The organism is Alphaproteobacteria bacterium (assembly GCA_033344895.1).
In the GTDB taxonomy this organism is placed as follows: Bacteria; Pseudomonadota; Alphaproteobacteria; order UBA8366; family Aestuariispiraceae; genus Pacificispira.
In genome coordinates, this window is the sequence record JAWPMN010000001.1 from 587,519 (window position 1) to 606,744 (window position 19,226).

Annotated in this window: 15 protein-coding genes; 4 read left to right on the plus strand and 11 right to left on the minus strand. The window is 63.7% G+C overall.

Translation table 11 applies throughout. The features are described from left to right. Nucleotides 1-344: 344 nt before the first annotated feature. The 7 genes from R8L07_02650 to R8L07_02680 are packed head-to-tail and all read right to left on the minus strand — an operon-like array spanning nucleotide 345 to nucleotide 6,958. Entirely contained in the window at nucleotides 345-1,349 is a 1,005-nt protein-coding gene (locus R8L07_02650; GenBank protein ID MDW3204415.1) for a GlxA family transcriptional regulator, read from the minus strand. Beyond that, complete coding sequence (locus R8L07_02655) at nucleotides 1,350-2,519, minus strand: aminotransferase (GenBank protein ID MDW3204416.1); 1,170 nt, start codon at nucleotides 2,517-2,519, stop codon at nucleotides 1,350-1,352. 41 nt (nucleotides 2,520-2,560) lie between these two features. Further along, entirely contained in the window at nucleotides 2,561-3,817 is a 1,257-nt protein-coding gene (locus tag R8L07_02660) for an O-antigen ligase family protein (protein MDW3204417.1), read from the minus strand. After that, nucleotides 3,814-5,559, minus strand: coding sequence for an FAD-binding protein (locus R8L07_02665; GenBank protein ID MDW3204418.1), 1,746 nt, complete (start codon nucleotides 5,557-5,559; stop codon nucleotides 3,814-3,816). Before R8L07_02665 ends, R8L07_02660 begins: the two co-directional genes overlap by 4 nt. Continuing rightward, complete coding sequence (sdhC, locus tag R8L07_02670; GenBank protein ID MDW3204419.1) at nucleotides 5,560-5,910, minus strand: succinate dehydrogenase, cytochrome b556 subunit; 351 nt, start codon at nucleotides 5,908-5,910, stop codon at nucleotides 5,560-5,562. It abuts the gene before it with no gap. Beyond that, a complete protein-coding gene (locus tag R8L07_02675) occupies nucleotides 5,907-6,245 on the minus strand; it encodes a succinate dehydrogenase (protein ID MDW3204420.1) in 339 nt (112 codons plus the stop codon). Before R8L07_02675 ends, sdhC begins: the two co-directional genes overlap by 4 nt. After that, nucleotides 6,242-6,958, minus strand: a complete 717-nt coding sequence (locus tag R8L07_02680) for a 2Fe-2S iron-sulfur cluster-binding protein (protein ID MDW3204421.1) — start codon at nucleotides 6,956-6,958, stop codon at nucleotides 6,242-6,244. The genes R8L07_02675 and R8L07_02680 overlap by 4 nt, the downstream gene beginning before the upstream one ends. A 120-nt stretch (nucleotides 6,959-7,078) precedes the next feature. On the opposite strand from R8L07_02680, the gene R8L07_02685 reads away from it, so the two are divergent. Further along, nucleotides 7,079-7,333 carry a hypothetical protein gene (locus R8L07_02685; protein ID MDW3204422.1) on the plus strand — a complete coding sequence of 85 codons (255 nt, stop codon included), beginning with the start codon at nucleotides 7,079-7,081 and terminating at the stop codon, nucleotides 7,331-7,333. A gap of 18 nt (nucleotides 7,334-7,351) precedes the next feature. Here the strand turns inward: R8L07_02685 and dusA are convergent, their stop codons facing one another. After that, nucleotides 7,352-8,344, minus strand: coding sequence for a tRNA dihydrouridine(20/20a) synthase DusA (gene dusA / locus R8L07_02690; GenBank protein MDW3204423.1), 993 nt, complete (start codon nucleotides 8,342-8,344; stop codon nucleotides 7,352-7,354). Between the two features lie 150 nt (nucleotides 8,345-8,494). Between dusA and R8L07_02695 the strand changes: the two genes are divergently transcribed. Continuing rightward, entirely contained in the window at nucleotides 8,495-11,953 is a 3,459-nt protein-coding gene (locus tag R8L07_02695) for an EAL domain-containing protein (GenBank protein ID MDW3204424.1), read from the plus strand. Nucleotides 11,954-12,021: 68 nt separating this feature from the next. Here R8L07_02695 and clpB read toward each other — a convergent pair whose 3' ends face one another. Next, on the minus strand, nucleotides 12,022-14,625 hold the full coding sequence (gene clpB, locus R8L07_02700; GenBank protein ID MDW3204425.1) for an ATP-dependent chaperone ClpB: 2,604 nt from the start codon (nucleotides 14,623-14,625) through the stop codon (nucleotides 12,022-12,024). A gap of 261 nt (nucleotides 14,626-14,886) precedes the next feature. Here clpB and R8L07_02705 point away from each other — a divergent pair, with 261 nt between their 5' ends. Both R8L07_02705 and R8L07_02710 read left to right on the plus strand, forming a co-directional pair. Beyond that, entirely contained in the window at nucleotides 14,887-16,008 is a 1,122-nt protein-coding gene (locus tag R8L07_02705; GenBank protein ID MDW3204426.1) for a TauD/TfdA family dioxygenase, read from the plus strand. Then, a complete protein-coding gene (locus R8L07_02710; GenBank protein ID MDW3204427.1) occupies nucleotides 16,005-16,601 on the plus strand; it encodes an HD domain-containing protein in 597 nt (198 codons plus the stop codon). The genes R8L07_02705 and R8L07_02710 overlap by 4 nt, the downstream gene beginning before the upstream one ends. Before the next feature lie 6 nt (nucleotides 16,602-16,607). On the opposite strand, the gene recQ is transcribed toward R8L07_02710, so the two are convergent. Next, a complete protein-coding gene (gene recQ, locus R8L07_02715) occupies nucleotides 16,608-18,410 on the minus strand; it encodes a DNA helicase RecQ (protein MDW3204428.1) in 1,803 nt (600 codons plus the stop codon). Further along, nucleotides 18,407-19,183, minus strand: a complete 777-nt coding sequence (locus R8L07_02720; GenBank protein ID MDW3204429.1) for an alpha/beta fold hydrolase — start codon at nucleotides 19,181-19,183, stop codon at nucleotides 18,407-18,409. The genes recQ and R8L07_02720 overlap by 4 nt, the downstream gene beginning before the upstream one ends. Nucleotides 19,184-19,226: the final 43 nt, after the last annotated feature.

Consider the following 19,226-nt stretch of genomic DNA (forward strand, 5'->3'; position numbering starts at 1 on the left):
AGACGCCGCCGGCTCCGGGAATCCGGACCGGCCCCAATGATACTTTCAAACCATTGTTTTTGTTCGGTTTTGTAGAGAAAATGATATCACGAAGAACGGCGCCGCGCCGGCTGGCACGTTGTGCACGGACAGTTGTCTGAACGCGCAGGTTCTCCGTTCCCCCACTGCTTTCCGGGATCGTTCCGCCCCGTGACAAGCCCATCGGAAAACCGCATGGAAATCCATTCATGCGATACATCGTCTCCCAAGCGACTTTGTTAAGCTTGGAAGAAAACCTGCCGGTCGTATGTTCCGAAATCCGCTATTACCATACATAAAACCGCACATGGCGGCATTGTCGGCTCTCACGCGGATTTGAATCGATCCATCGTCCGCTGCCGGTACTGGCGTGGCGAAACACCGAAATGAGTCCGGTAGGCACGCGCGAAACTGGAGCTGTCGGAGAAGCCGCATGCCACCGCGATTTCACTGATCCTCAGGGCCGTGCCTTCCAGCAGATCGCGCGCCCGCCGGAACCTGAGGCTGCGGTAGTAATGCATTGTCGTCTGCCCGACGGCGCGCTTGAAACCACGTTCCAGCGTATCGACCGAAACGCCAATCCGCCGGGCCAGTTCGTCCGCCGGCAGCGGTTCCTCGATATTCTGTTCCATTTCAACAATGGCCTGCAGGATGCGGCCGTCCCCGACCCCGGTTCGCAGCCGGATCGACAGCACATCCATGTCGTCCGAAGTGCGGAACCGATTGTGCAGAAACCATTCGGACACGGCCAGGGTCAGGTCGGGCCCGTAATCCGCCTCGATCATCGCCAGCATCATATCCAGGGTGCTGACACCGCCCGCCGCGCTGAACCGGTCCCGGTCGATCACGAAGGGATCGCGGCTACATTCGATTTTCGGGAAGGCCTCCCGAAAGGAGGATTGGACCCGCCAATGCAGGGTACAGCGATAGCCGTCCAGAAGGCCGGCCCGGGCCAGAAAGAAGGCCCCGTCCGACACCGCGCCGATGGCCGCGCCGCGCCGCAACTCGCGGCGAATCCAGCTATAGGCGGGCTGGGACGTGTATTCGTGGGCATCGACACCGGACACCACGACCAGGCGGTCGACGGAGGGGGCTTCTTCCGCGACGCTGTCCACGACGACCCCCAGGCCACTCGACGATTTCGGGATCCGCCCAAAGGGCGAAACCGTGATCCATTCATAAAGCGGCAGGCCGGTGACCGTGTTCGCCGCCCGCAGCGGTTCCACCAGAGACGAATAGGCAAGCATCGGAAAATTTGGCAGCACGAGAATGCCCCAACGACGTGTTCGGGGATTCTCGACATGCACATCGGGCATTTCCACGGTGGACATCTAGCCCTCCGACAGGCGCGCTCCCAAATCCGCGATCCCGGCCTCGTCCACATTGGCAAAGGCCGCCCGCAGAAACCGTTCCTGACCTTCCCCGAAAATCGGCCCGGGCAGAACGAAAATGCACTTATCCCTTACCAGCGAGCGAGCGATGTCTGCGGCGCCACGATCGGCATGGGGATGTTCCAGATAGGCGAAGAACGCACCACGCGACACAAGGCGATAGCCGCCCGGGTTCTGGGCAAAGGCGGCATCCAACGCATTCACCCGCGCCGTCATTTCATCGCGTCGGGCACGCTTCCAGGCATCCAGTTCGTCGAGACCGTAAAGCGCGGCCAACTGTCCGATATGACTGGGACAGATGGTAACCGTATCCGCAATCTTGCCGATCGCGCCCATGATCTCCGGCCCGGCGGTCAGCGCGCCAACACGATAGCCGGTCAGGCTGTACACTTTCGAAAAACTGTACAGATGCACGAAGCCGTCACGCCAACGGGTGTCCTGAAACAGCCGGTGCGGCGGGGTTCCGTCCGCCAGGAAGTCGCGATAGGTCTCGTCGATCATCAGGGCGATTCCGTGCCGCTGGGCGAGATCGTGAAACGCGTCCAACAGGTCCGGTGAATAGATCGTACCCGTCGGATTGTTGGGGGTTACCAGCAGGATCGCGCGCGTCTTCTCCCCGATCAGCGTCTCGGCCTCCGCCGGGTCCGGCAGCATCCCCGACGGGCCGGGGCGACAGGGCAGCGGCACCGTTCTGATGCCCTGCATCTGGCACCACATCTCGTGATTGAAGTAACAGGGCTGCGGCACGATGATTTCATCGCCGGGGCCCGCCAATGCCAGCACCGCCATGCAGAAGGCATGGTTGCCCCCCGCCGTGATCGCGACATCGTCGCCCTGGACCGTCGCGGCATAATCCCGGGAAATCGTCTCGGCCAGCCGTTCGCGCAACGGCGAAATCCCCAGTATCGGGGTATAGAAGGCGGTTTCCGGGTCCAGGGCCGCCCGCGACATCGCCTGCATCAAGGTCTGGTCCGGCGGATAGCTGGGCACCGCCTGCGCCAGATTCAGCAGCGGCCGATCCGGCGTCGGCCGGGCTTCCTTCAGCCAGGCCATCGCCTCCGGAATCGGCGGCTCCGCCGTTGCAACGATATTCGGGTTTATCTGAACCATTCCGCCCTCTGCTCATCTCGCACTCTGCGCAGATTGGCGCGTCAGGCACCCCCTCGCAAGCGCGCCGACGCGGCCAGTGCGCAGCGCCCGGAAAGGACGGCCAGAACCAGGATGGACAGCCACCAGGACTGCCACGCGCCATAGCTGACGGAAGCGATCGCCAGATAGGTGGCAAGCATGCCGAACGCCATGGCACGGCCCCGTGCGGATTGCATCCGCGCCAGACCGGATGCGACCGCACCCAACAGCAGCAGCGCCGCCACTGCGCCCGGCAGGCCGAGTTCGAGGCGAATCTGAAGCATCACATTATGCGGATGCAGCGGCATGTTCTGCGCCCGCTGCCAGACCGTGGGCGTCAGATCGGCGACGTCGAATCGGTCCAGACGGGATGGCGTGTCGGCGATCCGCGCAGACGCTTCCGGAATGGCGCGCGCCGAATCGAGACCCCACCCCAGCACAGGGCGTTCGGCAATGCGGGCGGCGGCGAAATCGGCGATCAGGACACGATGCTGAATGCTGGTGGAAAACCGGGTCGCGTCCAGAAGCGGCTTCAGATCGCCCTTCGCCAGAAGCGCGGGCGCGGCCAACAGGAGGAATGCCGCGACAAGGACAACGACACCCCCCGCAATTCGCGGCAGGGAATAGGCCAAACCGGCCGCAGCCACACCGGCGCCAAGCGCCAGAAAAGCGGTCTCGTGCCCGGACATCGCGACACCCAGAACAACAATTGCGGCCGGGCCCCAGATCATTCCACCGCCATCGCGGGAACGGGTCGAAACCGCCAGTAGCGCCAAGGGGAAGGACAGTATGGCCAGAAATACCGCCGGTGCCTTGTGCAGGTTGGCCCGGATGAAGACGGCCTCCAATTCGCCTGCATCCGCCGGAACGAACAGATCCGCCAGCGCCCCGACAAACCTGTTCTCGAACAGGGCCAGGGCAACAACGGTTGCGCCCAGGGCCAGCCCCATCATCACGGGCATCCCGACGCGGCCGGAGACCGGCAGGCTGAGGGCGACGCCCCCGGCCAGGGCGAACAGCGCAATCTTGCCGGCCCGCGCGGCCAGGTCCAGCGGTGTGCTCAGCCCCCAGAACGCGGCGGCACAGACCGCAACGACGAACAAGGCCAGCGGGAAAAGAACCGTCCGCGCCTTCGACACCTCGGCAAACGCCCGCTGCCGCAGCAGGATCACGGGAATCAGGACCGCCGCGACGGCGACCGGCGTCGCATAGGTCGGTTCGGCCGCCACGGCGATCACGCAGACCGCCACCGCAAGGACGTTCAAGGTCGCGTTCATCATGGTGCGGCGGGTCCGGAATCCTCGTTGATCAGGGACTCGCCGGGGCGCACGCGGCTGAACACCACCGGCACGCGCTCCAGGTCGAGCATTCCGTCATCCCGGGCACGGACACGAGTAAAGGCCGAGGCCTCCAGATCACCGGTCTCGGGAAAATCCTCCCGAAAATGCGCGCCGCGGCTGTCATCCCTGTCCAGCGCCGCCGTCGCGATAACCCTGGAAACGGCCAGCAGACTGTCGAGGTTCAGCCAGTCCTGCCAGGTCAGATTGAAGGACCGATCCGTCTCGGCCAGTCCGGCCGAAGCCAGTTCCGACGCCATGCCCTCTATCCGGGTCTGACCGCGTCGCAATCCTTCGGCCGTGCGCATCACGCCGACATCGTCCCACATGCATTCCGCCAGTTCATCGCGCAGGTCGGCCAGCCCCGCGGATCGCGGCAGGCCGAAGGGACGTTCCGCGCGCGCGATTGCCGCGTCGACGGCATTCATATCCGGATCGGCCGGGTGCCCCTGTCGGGCGGCGTAGCGCGCCATGCTCTCCCCTGCGATGCCGCCGAAGACCGTCGAATTGGCAACCCCGTTACCGCCCAGCCGGTTCGCGCCATGGACGCCGCCGCAATCCTCCCCGGCCGCAAACAGGCCCGGCATTTCGGTCGACCCGTCCGGCTCGAACTCGACGCCGCCCATCATGTAATGCGCAGTCGGCACCACCTCGACCCGGCCGGCGGCCAGATCGAAGCCGCAATCGGCGCAGCGCTTCACCATGCCGGGAAACTGGGTAGCGACCTTGTCCGGGCCCAGATGCTTCATTTCGATATAGATGCCGCCCATGGGGCCGGTCCGCCCGGCACGCATCTCGGCATAGATACCCCGGCTGACCACATCGCGGGTCGCGCGTTCCCCGCGGTCGTCGTAATCGGCCATGAAGCGGCGGCCTGCGCCATCCAGAAGGTGCCCCCCTGCCCCGCGCAACCCTTCCTCAAGCACCGTGCCGGTCATTCGCGTATCCGGCCCGCCCAGCAGGCCGGTCGGATGGAACTGAACCATTTCCATGTCGCGCAGCGGCAGGCCCAGGCGCAATGCCATGGCCAGCCCGTCGCAGGATTTGTCCCCGGACGGCGTGTGATATTTGTACATTGTCGGACCGGCGCCGGTGCCCAGCAACACGGCCTTCGCCCGTACCAGGCGATATCGGCCGGTCCGTATGTCGAGCAGCAGCGCCCCGGCAATCCGCGAACCGTCCCGCGCCGGAATCAGATCGACGGCGCGATGCTCCTCCAGCCGCCGGACGGGCCGGGCCATGACCTGTTCCATGAGCCGGTTGATGATCTCGATCCCGGTCAGATCCCCCTTGTGGACCGTCCGGTCGAAGGTCTGTCCGGCAAACGCCTTGTGATGCAGACTGCCGTCGCTGTTCCGGTCGAAGAAGCAACCGATCTCGTTTTCCAGTTCCTGAACCCGTTCCACCGCAAACAGACAGAGCGACCAGGCCAGATCCTGGCGCGGCAGCCATTTGCCGCCGACAATCGTGTCCATGAAGTGACGTTCAACGGAGTCGCCCGGCGACAGCGCTACATTGTATCCCCCTTGAACCATCCGGGTGCAGCCGCATTTGCCCAGCAGCCCCTTGACCGCGATGGTCACATCCAGGTCCGGATTTGCCTGCAGCGCATGCAGCGCCGCGAAGAACCCGGCACCGCCGGACCCGAGGATCAGAAGATCGGTCTCGACCGTTTCGACCGTCATCTAGCCCACCCCCAGGACACAGACGGTCCCGACCGCCAGAGCGATCAGCACGCCAGGCACGATCCAGCCGCGTCGGTCGTCATCGCGGCGGCGCCAGGGCCGCAGTTCAAGCGCCAGGAGTCGCAGGCCGAAGATCAGATGGCTGACCACCAATACCAGCAGCAGCCATTCCATGGCTCTGACAAGCGGATGCGCGGTGAAAGCCAGAACGGAATCCAATGCCGCCTCTCCCTGCAGGATTTCCGCCAGGACCAGGAAATGCAGCGGCAGGAATATCGCCAGTCCCACGCCGGAAATCCGATGCCCGAGAAAGGCGAGATAGGCCCGGTCGCGGCGGTGTCGCGCGATCATGGCGCCCCCCAGACCACGGCGAAGACGGCGCGCAAACCGGTAATCAGAAGCAACCCGGCGAATGCCCCCATCAGGATGTCGACAAGACGCCGGGGCAGCGCGCCCCATTCGACCAGCACCGCGCGCAGTCCGATCGGCGCATGAATGGCGGCGGCAGCCACGAAAAGGGCATAGAATGCGGCCCAGCCCGCGCTGTTCTGAACCCGGCCCAGAATTTCGCCGGCTGTCAGGCCGCCCTGAAAGGCAATCGCGATCACCACGACATGGGCGATGACACAGGGCGCGAGGACCAACGCGGTGAGGCGTTGCAGGGCGATCAGACCGCGTTCGCTCACAAGCGTCCCCCCAGCAGAGAAAACAGAATCGACCGCTTCAGACCGGCAATGCTTTCCGTCGGGCTGAGACCCACCGGACAATGGCGCATGCAGGCGCCCTGGCTGTGGCAGGAGCCGCAGCCGCCAGCCTGGGACGCCCGGTCCAGCGTATCCGACCGTCGGGCATGGCGCCGGTCGTTGATCAGGGTCCAGGAGCGGTTCAGAGCGGCGGGCCCGAGGTAATCCGGGTCCCAGTCCACGACATCGCAGGCGGCGTAGCAGACCGCGCAGTTGATGCATTCGATGGCCGCATCCGCGGCCCGGCGCGCGCGGCTTCCGGGTTTGACCGGATCGACCGCGTCATCACGGGTCTTGCGGCCATGAAAGACGCCACCGGCCTGCTGCCATTTATCGAAGAACGGCGTCATGTCGACTGTCAGGTCCTTGATCCGCGGCAGGTTGCGCAACGGCTCCAGCGTCAGGACGCCCTCCGCCGCGACTTTCGCCACATGCGTCCGGCACGTCCAGCGCGGCACGCCGTTCACCGTCATGGCGCAGGACCCGCAGACCCCGACGCGGCAGGCGAAACGATAGCTCAGTGTAGGATCCTGACGCCGCTGGATCTCGGTGACGACATCGAGAATGGTTTGATTGTCGCGCAGGGGAACGTCGTAGGTCCGGAAAGCACCCTCGTCCCCGCCGCGCCAGACACGGACCGGCAGCGTATCGGTCATGGCGCCGTTCTCCGGCCGCGATCGGATGGGCCCTTTCGCCCGTTTGGAAATCTCAAACCCTTGCCCCCATTCGCGAATCGCGGCGATCCTCGAAGTCTACAGAAGGAGCACCAAGCGCCGATGGCCGACGACATCCACACCATCATCGCGAAAGCCATCAAACGCGCCGATTGGACGATTTTCAACGAAAACTATACCAAGCAGGCTGCGTCCGTCATCAAGGCGGTGAACAAGGCCGGCTGGGGAATTGTCCCGCTGGAGCCGGATTCCGAGATGCTGAAGGACGGGCGTGAGCAGATCGAGATCGGCCGCCACAAACCCTCCGAAGTTGCCAAGGCCGTCTATACGGCGATGGTCAAGGCCGGGCGCCTCTGACGAAGCCTGCCGCGCCTGCTACGCGCGGCGTTCGATGGCGTCTTCCGGCACAAGTGCCATCGCCTGTTCCACCACTTCCGGTCCGGCCGCGCCGCCATAGGCGTTTTCACTGAGATAACGCCGCCAGCGCCGGGCACCGGGCAATCCGTTGAACAGCCCCAGAACGTGGCGCGTAATGTGATGCAGGGCGACGCCCTGCTGCCGCTGCCTTTCGATATAGGGCAGCAGTGCCCGGACAACGTCGTGCCGCGACGGCGGCACCCAATCCGTATCGCCGAAGATCACCCGATCGGCCTCGGCAAGGCAGTAAGGGTCCTGATAGGCTGCCCGTCCGATCATCACACCGTCCAGCGCCGGCAGATGATCGGATGCCTGATCGAGGGTCTGGATACCGCCGTTGATCGATATCGAGAGTTCCGGAAACTCGCGTTTCAGACGATGGACGAAGTCATATTTCAGCGGCGGAATCTCGCGATTCTCCTTGGGGCTCAGCCCAGCCAGGATCGCGATCCGCGCATGAACGATAAATGTATTGCAACCGCTTTCCGCGACACAGGAAACGAACCGGACCAGATCTTCATAGCTTTCCTGACCGTCTATGCCGATCCTGGATTTGACCGTAACCGGAATATCGACCGCCGTCCGCATGGCCGCGATACAGTCGCGGACCAGCGGCGGATCGGCCATCAGGCAGGCGCCGAACCGGCCGCTCTGAACACGGTCCGACGGGCAGCCGACATTCAGATTGACCTCGTCATAGCCCGCCTGCTCGACCAGTTGCGCGGCCTGCGCCAGTTCACCCGGTTCCGACCCGCCGAGTTGACACGCCACCGGATGCTCCGCCGTATCGAAGGTCAAATGCCGTTCGACGTCGCCATGCAACAGCGCACCGGTCGTGATCATTTCCGTATAGAGAACGGTCCGGCGCGTGATCAGGCGCAGGAAATACCGGTCGAACCGGTCCGTCCAATCCATCATCGGCGCGACACTAAGGCGCCGGTCCAAAGGCATCTCGCCCTCCATGCAGGCTGGTGATCCGGGCCGCGTTTTACACAAGCCGAGCGCGCTTGACCAATCATTGTCTGACTGATGCTATTCGTGAAGGGGCATGCCGCAGCGCCGGATCGGGATCGGCGCCGGTAAAATCGGGAGCAGCCTGGATTGAAGTTGGGACGGTCCACCGGATGGATGACGCTGTCCATCGCCATCGCCGTCCTGGGCGTCGGCGCGGGATGGGGGGCCGCGTGGCAGGTCGACCGAAACGCCATGCAGCATTGGCGGGTTCTGGCGGAAGAAGAGGCGGCCGACGTCACCGAATCCGTCGCGGTGATGCTGGAACAGGCCGAATCGCAACTCCTGGCATTTGCCCGAAGTCTGCCGGACGGGCTGGATGACGGCGCCAGTCGCTTCGACGCGATCTTCACCACGGAAGCGTCCGCGCTGAACCTTCTGGAAGGGCGCACCGCCTTTCAGGGACTCGCCTACGCAACCCGAATCCCCGCCGCCGGCCGTGCCGATTTTGAGGATACCGTCGGAATCGAGATCCTGGGACCGGAGGGAAAGCCGGCGAAACGCGAGGGCGAGGGGTTTGTGACCCTCCGACGGCATGGTCCGACCGATCATCTGTTCGTCGGCCTGGATTTGGCCGCTGACCCGCGGCTGGGTCCGACCGCCAGCGATGGATTCCGCGTCGGCGGCATTCCGGTGACCGGCCCCAGTTTCCTGTCCGAAGGACATCGCCTGTCCCCGGTCGCAATCCGTCAAGGCAATACCGGCGTCGTCATCGGGCTGCTGGATCTGACCGAACTTCTGGATACGTCCCTTACCGTAAGCCTTCCGGAAGGGTTGACGGTCCGGATCGAGGAGCGCCGCCCCGGTGAGGCGACGCCCCCCGCTGCCATTTTCGAGGTTCCACGCCCGGCCACCGAAACCGCCCGGCTGGAATGGGAAACCCGTTATGCCCAGGGCGGTGTCGGATGGCGTTTCGTGTGGTCCGCCGACGACCGGTTTCGCGGCGGTATTCCGACAGAACTGGGCAACGGTCTGCGCATCGGCAGCATTCTGCTGAGCGTCCTTGTAATGGCCGTGCTGGGTTTCGGGGACGCCGCCCGCCGTCGAAGCGACGCGTTGAGCCGCGAACGCGCCCTGATGCAGGCAACGGTGGAGCGGATGTCGGAAGGCATCAATGTCGTCGACCGGGATCTGAACATCGTTGCCGCCAATGAGCATTTCTTCAGGCTGTACGACCTGCCGACCAGCCTACGCAAGACAGGCTTCAACGTGGAAACCGTCGTGCGTCTGAGGCTGGAACGCGGAGAGTACGGCCCTATCGAGGATTGGGAGGCCTTCGTCGCGAAGCGCCTGGACGATTTCCGAAGGGCTGAAACCGAAATCATCGAAGAGACCCTGGGGAACGGAAACATCATCGAAATCCGTCGCACGCGCACGCCCGACGGCCTTCTGATTTCGCTGTATCTGGATGTCACGGAAAGACGGCGCAGCGAGGCCGAGCGAGCAGCCGCCGCGGCTCTGATTTCAACGACCTTCGAGCATATGAGCGACGGGCTGACGGCGGTCGACGCCGAGGGCCGGGTGCTGAACTGGAACAGACGCTTTCTGGATCTGTTCGGCATGACCGATTCCGATGTCGATGCCGGGCGCAATCTGCGCGCCGTCCTGCGCGACGCGATTGCACCGGAGGACGCGGCGGCGGTCGAGCAAGCGTTCGACCGGACCGACTGGGACGCCCCCGCACCGACCGGCCCGGACGGTCAGCCTGCGATCGAGCTGGTTCAACTGTCCGGCGATCGCTGGCTGCAGCTGTCCCACCGTGCGATCCCGGGGCAAGGGTATGTCATCACCTATACCGACGTTACGGAGCGGACCCGGGTTGCGGAAGCGCTGCGCCAATCGGAGGAGCGCTACGCCCTGGCCGCCGCCGGCGCCAATGACGGGCTTTGGGACTGGGATATCGCGGCCGACCGGCTGTATACCTCCCCGCGCTGGCGCGAGATGCTGGGATTGGGCCGGGATCCCCTGTCCGAGCGCCCCGACGAATGGCTCGACCGGGTCCATCCCAGCGATATCGAGGAACTGGAGGTCGCCATCCAGGAACATCTGGGCGGCCGCACCGAACATCTTCAGAAGGAGTTCCGGATTCTGCATGCCGATGGCGCCTATCTCTGGACCCTCGCGCGGGCCATCGCTGTGCGCGACGATGAAGGACAGGCGGTCCGACTGACCGGGTCCCTGACCGACATCACAGAACGCAAGCGCGCGGAAGAGAAGCTGATCCGGGATGCCCTCTACGATACGGTGACCGGCCTGCCGAACCGCGCGCTGTTCCTGGACCGCATCGCGCAGGAGAAGCGCCGTCACCCCGATCCGTCCGGCGATCCTTTCGCGGTCCTGCTGTTCGATCTGGACCGGTTCAAGGTGGTGAACGATTCCCTGGGCCATGACCTGGGCGACGCCCTGCTGATCGAGGTCGCCCGGCGCCTGGAAAGCACCATCCGGCCCGGCGATTCCGTCGCCCGCCTGTCCGGGGACGAGTTCGGCGTTCTGATGACCGGCGTCTCCGGACGCGAAGCGATCCAGGACGCGGTGCATTGGCTGCAGTCCGACATTGCCGCCGCCTTCGTGATCGGCGATCAGGAAATCTTCACATCGGCCTGCGTCGGGATCGCGCTACCCTCGCTCGGCTTCGCGGATGCGGAGGAGATGCTGCGCGCCGCCGACATTGCGATGTACAAGGCCAAGGATCTCGGCCAGTCCTCCACCGCCGTCTTCGACCCGCAGATGCAGTCCCGCGCCATCACCCAGATGCAGTTGGAAAACGACCTGCGCCGCGCCGTCGATCGCGACGAAATCGAGATGTACTATCAGCCGATCATCAGTTTCCGGGACGGCCGGATCGCCGGCGTCGAAGCCCTGGCGCGGTGGCGCCACCCCGATCGCGGCACGGTGGTGCCGGCGGACTTCATTCCGTTGGCCGAAGACACCGGCATGATCACATCCATCGGTACGGCCGCGCTGCGCCTGGCATGCCGCCAGATGAAGGAGTGGGAACGGGATCTCGGCGACAGGGCACCGGAGACGATGAGCGTGAACCTGTCCAGCCGGCAGTTGCAGGACCCCGACATGGTGCGCGAGATCGAACTGATCCTGGCACGCGAGGGAGTACCGGGATCGCGTCTGAAGCTCGAGGTCACGGAAAGCATGATCATGATGAATCCGGAAATCACCTCCCGGATTCTGTTCGAATTGAAGGAACTGGGCGTCGCCCTGTCGATCGACGATTTCGGCACCGGGTATTCGTCGCTCAGCTATCTGCACCGTTTCCCGTTCGACACATTGAAGATCGACCGGTCCTTCGTCGTCAGCATGGAGGAAAAGTCGGAAAACATGGAAATCATCCGATCCATCGCCCTGCTGGCCCACAATCTGGGCATGGACATCATCGCGGAAGGCGTCGAATCCGACCGTCACCTGCTGCGCCTGCACGAACTGGATTGCGAATTCGGCCAGGGATACTATTTCGCTAGCCCGCAACCCGCCGACCGGATCGCCGAAATGATCCGCCAGGGCAGGGTCTGGCAGGAAGTGACGTCGCTCCACTGATCCGCATGTATGAAAAAGGCGCCGTCCCGAAGAACGGCGCCTTTTCGATTTTCCGGACCGGCCGAACGTCAGGCCGCTTCGGCCTCCACGTCGACCGGGTGGCCGTTCAGGATCAGATGGCCCTCGCCGGCGGTGACCTGGACGGTGTCGCCGTCGGCAACGCTGCCTTCCAGAATCATGCTGGCCAGCGGGTTCTGCAGATGCTTCTGGATCACCCGTTTCAGCGGCCGGGCGCCATAGACCGGATCATATCCGGCATTGCCCAGCCACATCAGCGCGTCCTTGCTGAGGTCCAGCGTGATCTTGCGATCGCTCAAGAGGGCACGCAAGCGATCCAGCTGGATGTCGACGATGCCCGTCATGTTGTCGCGCGTCAGGCGGCGGAACAGCAGGATTTCGTCCAGCCGGTTCAGGAATTCCGGTCGGAAGGCCTGACGTACCACGCCCATGACAAGATCACGGACGGTTTCGACATCGTCGCCATCCTTCTGCTCGGCCAGGAATTCGGCGCCCAGATTGGACGTCATGACGATCAGCACATTGCTGAAATCGACCGTCCGGCCCTGCCCATCGGTCAGGCGGCCATCGTCCAGGACCTGAAGCAGGACGTTGAAGACATCCGGATGCGCCTTTTCGATCTCGTCGAACAGGACGACCTGATAGGGCCGTCGCCGCACCGCCTCGGTCAGTGCCCCGCCCTCGTCATAGCCGACATAGCCGGGCGGCGCACCGATCAGCCGGGATACCGAATGCTTCTCCATAAATTCCGACATGTCGATCCGGACCATGGCCTGATCGTCATCGAACAGGAATTCGGCAAGCGCCTTGGTCAGTTCGGTCTTGCCGACCCCGGTCGGTCCAAGGAACAGGAAGCTGCCGATCGGTCGATGCGGATCCTGGAGCCCGGCGCGCGCCCGGCGCACCGCGTTGGCAATGGCCGTGATCGCGCGGTCCTGCCCGATCACCCGCTTGCCGATGATCCGCTCCATTTGCAGCAGCTTCTCTCTCTCGCCCTCCAGCATCTTGTCGACCGGCACACCGGTCCAGCGGGAGACGACGGAGGCGATATGCTGGTCGCTCACCTCTTCCTCCAGCATGGCACCGTCCTCATGGCCTTCCGCGGCTTCCAGAGCGCGCTCGAGCTCCGGGATGACGCCATAGGCCAGTTCGCCAGCCCGGTCATACCGGCCCTCGCGCTGAGCCGAAGACAGCTCGTAGCGAGCGGCCTCCAGCTTTTCCTTCAGCTCCTGCGCCTGGTTCAGCTTGCCCTTTTCCGCCTGCCAGCGTGCGGTGAGGGCCGCGGATTGTTCCTCCAGCGCGGAAAGTTCGGTTTCCAGCTTGCCCAGACGTTCCTTGGACGCCCGGTCGGACTCCTTCTTCAGGGCTTCCCGCTCGATCTTCAGTTGAATGATCCGACGGTCCAGTTCGTCGATTTCCTCCGGCTTGGAATCGACTTCCATGCGCAGGCGCGAGGCCGCCTCGTCGACGAGGTCGATCGCCTTGTCCGGCAGGAACCGGTCGGTGATGTAGCGATTGGACAGGGTCGCTGCCGCAACGATGGAACCGTCGGTGATCCGCACTCCGTGGTGCAGTTCATACTTTTCCTTCAGACCGCGCAGAATCGAAATCGTGTCCTCGACGCTCGGCTCCGCCACGAAGACGGTCTGGAAGCGGCGGGCCAGCGCCGCGTCCTTTTCGATATGCTTGCGATACTCGTTCAGTGTGGTCGCACCAACGCAATGCAGCGCCCCGCGCGCCAGGGCGGGTTTCAGCATGTTGGAAGCGTCCATCGACCCTTCGGCACTGCCGGCACCGACCAGCGTGTGCAGTTCGTCGATGAAGACAATGATGTTGCCCGCCGCGGCCTCGATCTCCTCCAGAACCGCCTTCAGGCGTTCCTCGAACTCGCCGCGGAACTTCGACCCGGCAACCATGGAGGCCAGATCCAGCGCCATCAGCTTCTTGTCGCGCAGGGTCTCCGGCACGTCACCGGCCACGATGCGTTGGGCCAGGCCTTCGATGATCGCGGTCTTGCCGACACCGGGCTCCCCGATCAGGACGGGATTGTTCTTGGTCCGGCGCGACAGGACCTGAATCGTGCGGCGGATTTCCTCGTCGCGCCCGATGACCGGGTCCAGCTTGCCGTCGCGCGCAACCTGGGTCAGATCGCGGGCATATTTCTTCAGCGCATCATACTTGTCTTCGGCGGAGGCACTGTCGGCCCTGCGCCCCTGGCGCATATCCTTGATGGCCGTATTCAACGCCTGGGGCGTGAGTTTGGCCGCCTTCAGCGCCTTGGCTGCCTCCGTGCCTTCCGCCAGCGCCAAGGCCATCAGCATGATTTCGGTGGTGACGAAGCTGTCACCGTTCTTTTCGGCGACCTGCTGCGCGTTATCCAGCACTTTGGCCAGGGCCGTATCTAGATGCAGACCGCCCGCACCGGCACCCTGCACCTTCGGCAGCTTCGCGATCGACTGGTCGACCTGATCCAATGCCAGTTTCGCATCGCCGCCCGCGGCGGAGATCAGACTGGCTGCCATGCCTTCACGGTCGTCCAGCAGCGCCTTCAACAGATGTTCGGGGGTCAGCCGCTGATGGTCTTTGCGCACGGCAATGGTCTGGGCGGCCTGTATGAATCCGCGCGCGCGTTCGGTGAATTTTTCAATATTCATCGTCGTTCAACCTCTCGTTTCCGATCCCCCTCCAGGAGGCAGGGCCGGGTGTGGAGTTGTCATTCAATAAACGGGCCTGCTGGGCAGCACCCGCCCCGAATATATGGGTAAGCGCCTATTCGGGAACAAGGTTTTCACATGGCGGCCCAGCCCGTCGAAACGACATTTCCACCAAATGGTCTAGATAAATTTCCCAACATATCCACTCGAAGCCCTCATCGCGTGGTGATACCGTCCGGCCAGAAACGAAGGAGTTCGAAAATGACCGTAACCGGCGTCGATCATACACCGGAAGTCCTGACGGTTCGATGGCAGGACGGGTCCGTGACCCGGTATCATGCCATCTGGTTGCGCGATAATGCGCGGGGCGACGCTTTCCGGCACCCCGGCAATGATCAGCGGCTGTTCGACCTGACAGATATTCCTGACGGTGTCGCGATTGCGGAGGCCCGGCTTCAGCCTGCAGGGGTCGCGGTACGTTTCACGCCGGACGATGCCTCTTCCGTGTTCGAATCGGACTTTCTGCGCGATTACGCTTACGATGGAGGTTCCAACACGCCCTCGCAGCCGGTTTGGGGCGCCGAACACGCGGACAGCTTGATCCGCCACGACTACGCGGCGGTCGAAAGCGACCCGGCCGCACGCAAGGCCTGGCTCGACGACATCGTCGCAAACGGCATCGCACTGCTTAGAAATGTCCCGACTGTCGAAGGCAAGGTCTGCGAGGTCGCGGAAATCTTCGGTTACGTTCGGGAAACGAATTACGGCCGTCTCTTCGAGGTCCGCAGCGAAGCACAGCCGATCAACCTCGCCTACACGCCCGTGGGCCTGAACGTTCATACGGACAATCCCTACCGGTCCCCTGTTCCGGGCCTGCAGTTGTTGCATTGCCTGACCAATGCGGCGGACGGTGGCGAGTCGGTCTTTGTCGATGGCTTTCGTTGCGCCGCGAAGCTGCGCCAAACCGCGCCGGATGCCTTCGATCTTCTGACCCGGTTTCGGGCCCCGTTCCGCTATCGCGATGCCGGTGCCGATCTGACGAACCGGACCCCCTGCATCGAGATCGACGACAAGGGACGCCTCATCGCTGTCCGATACAACAATCGCTCTGCGGCGCCGCTGGACCTGCCGTTCGAGGTCATGGCGGAGTATTACGATGCGCTGCGTCTGTTCGCGGGCATGCTGCATGATCCGGAGGGCGAGATGCGGCTGCGCCTCGACCCGGGCGATCTGGTCACCTTCGACAATGAACGCGTGCTGCATGGCCGGACCGGATTTACCGGCGGCGCGCGTCATCTTCAGGGCTGCTATGCCGACAAGGACGCCTTGCGCAGCATGGCCGCCGTCCTATCCCGACAATCCGATCAGGAGTCCCAGGGATGACCGCCATATCCGATACCCTGCCGACCCACCCCGACGCGGTTTCCCCGGACACGGCGGTTGACTTCATCATTGAGCTGTTCCGGCATATCGGCGACCGCGACTATATCGGCGAACCGATCAGCCAGAGAGAACACGGTATTCAATGCGCGGTCATGGCCGACCAGTTGGAGAACCGCGACAGCCTGACCGCAGCGGCCCTGATGCACGATATCGGCCATTTCCTGCACGCCTGCGCGGAGGATTGTGCCGAGCATGGGATCGACTCCCAGCATGAGGATTGCGGCGCCGATTTCCTGGCCCGCTTCTTCCCACCGGAAGTGTCGGAGCCGGTGCGCCTGCATGTCGATGCCAAACGCTATCTCTGCGCGGTGGAACCCAGCTATTTCGACCGGCTGTCCCCGGCATCGATCCGCAGCCTGGAATTACAGGGCGGTCCCATGCAGGGGGAGGAACTGGAACGCTTCGCCGCCCACCCCCACCTGGCGGAGGCGGTGATCCTGCGACGCTGCGACGACGGCGCGAAGGTTCCGGATCTGAAGACCCCGCCAATCGAGTTCTATCGTCCGATGCTGGAAAGGCTGTTGAAGGACTGAACCCGGTCAGGCTGCCCCGGCGGCCAGCGCACGCAGGAAGGCCGGGCCGAAATCCTGCAGCTTCTTCGGGCCGACGCCGTTGACCAGCGACATCTGATCCAATGTCTCCGGGCGCATGCGGCACATGTCGATCAGGGTCGCATCGCCGAAGACGATGTAGGCCGGCACATTGCGTTCCGCCGCCAGATCGCGGCGCAGTGCCTTCAGGGAGGCCAGCAGGTCGCCATCGATGTCGCTGGTATCCATTTCGACCTTGCTGCGGCGTTCCGATCGTGCCGACTTCGCGGTCTTCGGAATTTCGCGATAGGTGAAGCTTTCCTCTCCCTTCAGGACGGCGTCGCCCTTCCGGGTCAGCACCAGGCCGCCATACCCTTCGATGTTGATCGACAGATAGCCGCCGGCGACGGCCTGACGGATAAAGGCCTGCCAGAAGGGTTTGTCGTGGCCGGCTCCGACACCGAAGGTCGGCAGGCTGTCATGACCGCGCTCTTCGATCTTGGCCGTCTTTGCCCCCCGCAGGATATCGATGATATGGGCGGCACCGAATGACTGCCCGGTCCGCGCAACGGCGGATAACAGCATCTGCGCCTCCCGTGTCCCGTCGATCAGGACCGGCGGATCGAGGCAGGTATCGCAATTCCCGCAGGCATCGCTTTCTTCCCCGAAATAGGACAGCAACGCCGCCCGGCGACAGCGCGTCGCCTCGCAATAGGCCAGCAGCGCGTCCAGCCTTTTGTGCTCGCGCAGTTTGTGCTCAGCGTTCTCGCCGTCCTGATCGATGAACTGGCGGCGCATGCGAATGTCGTCCAGGCCGAACAGCATCTGCACTTCGGACGGATTGCCGTCGCGTCCGGCGCGGCCGATCTCCTGATAGTAGGCTTCCATGCTGCCAGGCAGGTTCAGATGAAAGACGAAACGGATGTCCGGCTTGTCGATTCCCATGCCGAAAGCGATGGTCGCGACCATGATCACCGACTCTTCGGTCATGAAGACGTCCTGGTTCTCCTTGCGGATCTCCGGCGCCAGACCGGCGTGATAGGGCAACGCCCTGAAGCCCTCGCCCGTCAGCATTTCGGCGACTTCATCCGTCATGCGCCGCGACAGGCAATAGACGATCCCGGCCTGCCCGCGCCGCGAATCCAGGAAAGTCATCAACTGCTTCTTCCAATGGGTCTTCGGCGTCACGCCCAGGGTCAGATTCGGTCGATCGAAGCCGTGCACCACCGTATCCCCGCGCGATCGGAACAGCTTCTCCGCGATATCGCGTCGCGTGGCATTGTCCGCCGTTGCGGTGAAAGCCGCCATGGTGGCATCGGGGAAACGGTCGGTCAGCGCGGACAGCATTTCATATTCCGGGCGGAAGCTTGCGCCCCATTTCGAAATGCAGTGGGCCTCATCGACCACGAACATGGCGGGATTCAAACGTTCCAGTGCCGCCAGCATGCGATCGGTCATCAGCCGTTCCGGCGACATGTAGAGCAGCTTCGCCGATCCGTTCCGGACCTTCATCCATTCGTCGACATTCCGGTCCCGGCTCTGGCCGGAATGAATACAGGCCGCGTCTACGCCATTGGCCCGCAGACCCGCTACCTGATCGTCCATCAGCGCGACCAGCGGCGAGACGACAACCGTGGGACGGTCGAAGATCAGCGCCGGCACCTGATAGCACAATGACTTGCCCGCGCCGGTCGGCATGACGGTCAGGGTATTCGTCCCGGCCAGCAGCCGATCGACGATTTCTTCCTGGCCCGGGCGAAATCCCTGGAAGCCGAATACACCGGCCAGAACATCCTGCGGGGACGACCTCACGACAGAAAGGTCCGGACGGCCTCGGTGAACAGGGCGGGTTGTTCGGCATGCAGCCAGTGGCCGGCATCGGGGATCGCCTCGATCTCAGCATGCGGGAACAATCGCTCGATCTCGGCTTGGTGGCGCGGCAGCACGTATTCTGAATTGGCGCCGACGATGTGCAGCGCCGGCCGCGGAAAGGCATCGTCGCTGTCAACATCGGGAAAGCCTTCGATGACCGGCATCTGGTCACGGATTGCCTCCAGATTGAGCTTCCAGGTCAGACCGCCATCCTCGGCAGGCGTAAGGTTCTGAACCAGGAAGGTGCGGATCATGCGCTCGGATATATGCGGCTCCAGCGCGGTCTCCGCCTCCGCACGCCGTGTCATCGACGCCGTATCCAATCCGCGCATGGCCTCGACATAGGCCATCAGCCCGCTGTCACGCGGCGCGGGCGGAATGTCGGCGACGACCAGACGATCGATCAGCTCGGGCCGTTCGAAGGCCAGCATCATCGCGGTCTTGCCGCCCATGGAATGGCCGATGACATGGGCCGGGCCGCCGACCAGTTTCTCGATCAGCCCCGCCACATCGCGGGCCATGACCGGGTAAGCCATGTCCGGATCCCAGGGTGATTCGCCATGATTGCGCAGATCGACCGTGATCACCCGATACGTCCCGGCAAGGGACTTGGCGATCGCGCCCCAGTTCCGCTTGTTGCCGAACAGGCCGTGCAGCACCACCAGTGGCGCGCCGTCACCGATTTCGGAATAGGCGAGGTCCAGGACCGGCATGTGTCCTCCATTTCCGTGATTGACCGGGATATGGGCGGAACCT

Coding starts and splice junctions, on each gene's coding strand:
- R8L07_02710 (MDW3204427.1), top strand. CDS start 16,005: ATGACCGCCATATCCGATACCCTGCCGACCCACCCCGACGCGGTTTCC.
- dusA (MDW3204423.1), bottom strand. CDS start 8,344: ATGCCTTTGGACCGGCGCCTTAGTGTCGCGCCGATGATGGATTGGACG.
- sdhC (MDW3204419.1), bottom strand. CDS start 5,910: ATGATCGCGCGACACCGCCGCGACCGGGCCTATCTCGCCTTTCTCGGG.
- R8L07_02680 (MDW3204421.1), bottom strand. CDS start 6,958: ATGACCGATACGCTGCCGGTCCGTGTCTGGCGCGGCGGGGACGAGGGT.
- R8L07_02660 (MDW3204417.1), bottom strand. CDS start 3,817: ATGATGAACGCGACCTTGAACGTCCTTGCGGTGGCGGTCTGCGTGATC.
- R8L07_02655 (MDW3204416.1), bottom strand. CDS start 2,519: ATGGTTCAGATAAACCCGAATATCGTTGCAACGGCGGAGCCGCCGATT.
- R8L07_02650 (MDW3204415.1), bottom strand. CDS start 1,349: ATGTCCACCGTGGAAATGCCCGATGTGCATGTCGAGAATCCCCGAACA.
- R8L07_02685 (MDW3204422.1), top strand. CDS start 7,079: ATGGCCGACGACATCCACACCATCATCGCGAAAGCCATCAAACGCGCC.
- clpB (MDW3204425.1), bottom strand. CDS start 14,625: ATGAATATTGAAAAATTCACCGAACGCGCGCGCGGATTCATACAGGCC.
- R8L07_02720 (MDW3204429.1), bottom strand. CDS start 19,183: ATGCCGGTCCTGGACCTCGCCTATTCCGAAATCGGTGACGGCGCGCCA.
- R8L07_02665 (MDW3204418.1), bottom strand. CDS start 5,559: ATGACGGTCGAAACGGTCGAGACCGATCTTCTGATCCTCGGGTCCGGC.
- R8L07_02705 (MDW3204426.1), top strand. CDS start 14,887: ATGACCGTAACCGGCGTCGATCATACACCGGAAGTCCTGACGGTTCGA.